Origin of the sequence: Methylorubrum podarium, from assembly GCF_022179745.1 — a bacterium.
Taxonomy (GTDB): domain Bacteria; phylum Pseudomonadota; class Alphaproteobacteria; order Rhizobiales; family Beijerinckiaceae; genus Methylobacterium; species Methylobacterium podarium.
This window is the reverse complement of the sequence record NZ_BPRD01000258.1, coordinates 1-2,758: the sequence shown is the minus strand read 5'-3', so window position 1 is coordinate 2,758 and position 2,758 is coordinate 1. Positions and strand designations below refer to the sequence as shown.

Sequence of the window (2,758 nt, the reverse complement as noted above, 5' to 3'; positions counted from 1 at the left end):
CGCATCTCCCGCAGCGCGCGTTCGGTGCGCGTAAGCCCCGAAACCGGCCGCCTTCCCGTCCCGGAAGCGTCCGACACCGACCAGGAACCCCGTTCGCCCCGGCAGGCCCCCGCAGCCGCCGCACCGCCCTCGGTGCGGGGCCGAGGTGAGGAAAGCTCAGACCTGCCCCGGATGAGATCCGCATGGTGGCAGTGCTCGCGGCGCGCGCGCCCTGGCGCGCGCATCCGCAATCGCGAAGGGATCGAGGCAGCCTTCGGTTCACGTCGATCCCGCCCCCCCCGAACGTCGCGCAGGATCCGCAAAGGAGAAAACAGGGCGAGACCGAGCCTCCCTCTCGACGTCCGCTCTCCGGCATGTTTGCTGAGGAGACCGGCCAGCACGAGCCGAGCGGGGAGCGAACATGCGCAACGGTTGGGTTGTGGTCGGCGCACTTGGCTGCGCCCTCGGCGCGACGCCGGCTCAGGCGGGCATCACCGGCATCGAGATCGCCAGCGTCGAACCTTTCGCCGATGGCGCGGAGTTCGGCGCAGCGGGCAGCTACGAGCGTGTCGTCGGCACGGCCCGTGGTGAGCTGGATCCGGCCGATCCCGCGAATGCCGGCATCGTCGATATCGCGCTGGCGCCTCGCAACGCCCGCGGCATGGTCGAGTACAAGACCGACCTGTTCATCCTGCGGCCCAAGGATCCGGCGCGCGGCAGCGGAACGCTGCTGTTCGAGGTGCTGAACCGCGGCCGCAAGTTCCTGTTCAACTGGGTTCTCGACGCGCCGGCCCAAGCGGTACAGGCCGTCAACGATCCGAGGACGGCCACCGATGCCGGGACCGGTCTCGTCCTGCGCCGGGGCTACACCATCGTCTGGTCCGGCTGGGAGGCCGACGCCCTGCGCCAACAGGGCGGCATGGCCATCGACGTGCCGGTCGCCACCCGCGGCGGCAAGCCGATCGTCGAGGTCGTGCGCGATGAGCTCGTCAGCGCGACCCGCGGCCCGCCGGAGGCGCCCTTCTACCTGACCTTCAAGACGGCCGGACCGGACAAGGCGAGCGCGCAGCTGACCGTGCGGCGCCGGGAGGCCGACCCGCCGCGGCCGGTCCCGCCCGGCGCTTGGCACTACGCCACGCCGCGTCAGATCGAGCTCCTGCCGAAGGGCACCAAGCCGCTGCCCGGCTCGCTCTACGAATTCACCTACCGAGCCACCGAGCCGAAGGTTCTCGGGATCGGCTTTGCCGCTACGCGGGACGTGGTGGCCTATCTCCGCAGTGAGAGCGGGACGGCCAACCCGGCCGGCGGCGCGATCCGGCACACCCTCGCGCTCGGCATCTCGCAGAGCGGGCGCTACCTCCGCGACTTCATCCAACAGGGGTTCAACCGGGACGAGGGCGGCAAGCGGGTCTTCGACGGGATGCTGTCCCACATCGCGGGCGTGGGCGGGGTGTTCCTCAACGCCCGCTTCGCCCAGCCCTCGCGAACCAACACGCAGCACGAAGACCATCTCTATCCGGAGAACACCTTCCCGTTCTCAGCCGCCGGCCAACACGATCCGATCACCGGGCGGACGGGCAGCATCCTGCGGGACGATGGGTTCGATCCTCTCCTGATCGAAGCGAACACCGGCACGGAGTATTGGCAGAAGGGCGCCTCCCTCCTGACCACGGATCCGGTCGGCCGCACCGATGTGCCGCTGCCCGACACCGCGCGCGCCTACCTGGTGTCGAGCGGCTTCCACTACGGGCGCGCCGGCCTGACCTCGACCAAGGGACCCTGCGCGAACCCGCGCAGCACCCTCAACCCGGCCCCGGCGGTTCGCGCGCTTCTCGTTGCGCTCGAGGAATGGGTGAAGGACGGCAAGGCCCCGCCGGAGAGCCGTGTCCCCCGCCTGTCCGACGGGACCTTGGTCGAGGCGGCGGAGATCGGGTTTCCGTTCATGGTCGGCGTGCCCGTTCCGACGGCGCCGAATGCGATCGCCCGGTTCAGCACCTACGTGGATCCCCGCCCGGAAAGCGGGCCGCAATATCGCCCGCTGGTCCCGCGCGTCGATACGGACGGCAACGAGGTGGCCGGCATCCGCTTGCCGGCGGTCGCGGCCCCGCGGGCGACCTTCACCGGCTGGAACCTGTATGCCGATCCGTTCCCCGCCGGCGCGTTGTGTGATCGCGAGGGCAGCCAGATACCGTTTTCGCGCACGCGTGCCGAACGGGACGCGGCCGGCGACCCCCGTCCGTCCCTCGAGGAGCGGTATCAGGATACGGGTGCCTACGTCGCGGCCGTGACGAAATCCGTCGATGCCCTCGTGTCGGAGCGCCTGCTCCTGCGGGAGGACGGAGAGCGCATGATCGCGGCCGCGCGACAGGAAGCGCCGTAGCGGGCGGCGCTCCGGGCGTGCCGGCGGCCCTGCGCAGGCCGGGCGGCATCGATCGGCAGGCCGGCCCGGATGCGCGGGTGGGCCCGCGGCCGTCACGCCCGGTCCGAGAGCACCCTCGGGCCGGCCACGTCCTTCGCGCGGCCGACGCCGGGGGAGGGGCTCGCCGGAACGCCTGACACCCCTGAACACCGCAGAACGGAGGAAGCGCCCGCGCGGGGTCCCGGGCCGCGATCGCTCCGGAGCCGCCGGCCGGAGGGCACGAAGGCCATTGACGATAGATGATGGCCATAATAGATTATGGTCATCATTTCAAAAGCCGTCGATCGGCCTTGGGGGAACTGGCTATGGATGCGCGATGGGTGATCGGTTTGACCGGCTTGGTCCTGGCAGCCTGCTCGC

At 70.8% G+C, this 2,758-nt stretch carries 1 protein-coding gene; it reads left to right on the top strand.

What is annotated here, in order from left to right; all coding sequences use genetic code 11:
• Positions 1-400 precede the first annotated feature (400 nt).
• A complete protein-coding gene (locus MFF42_RS13620) occupies positions 401-2,359 on the top strand; it encodes an alpha/beta hydrolase domain-containing protein (protein WP_238256213.1) in 1,959 nt (652 codons plus the stop codon).
• Positions 2,360-2,758: the final 399 nt, after the last annotated feature.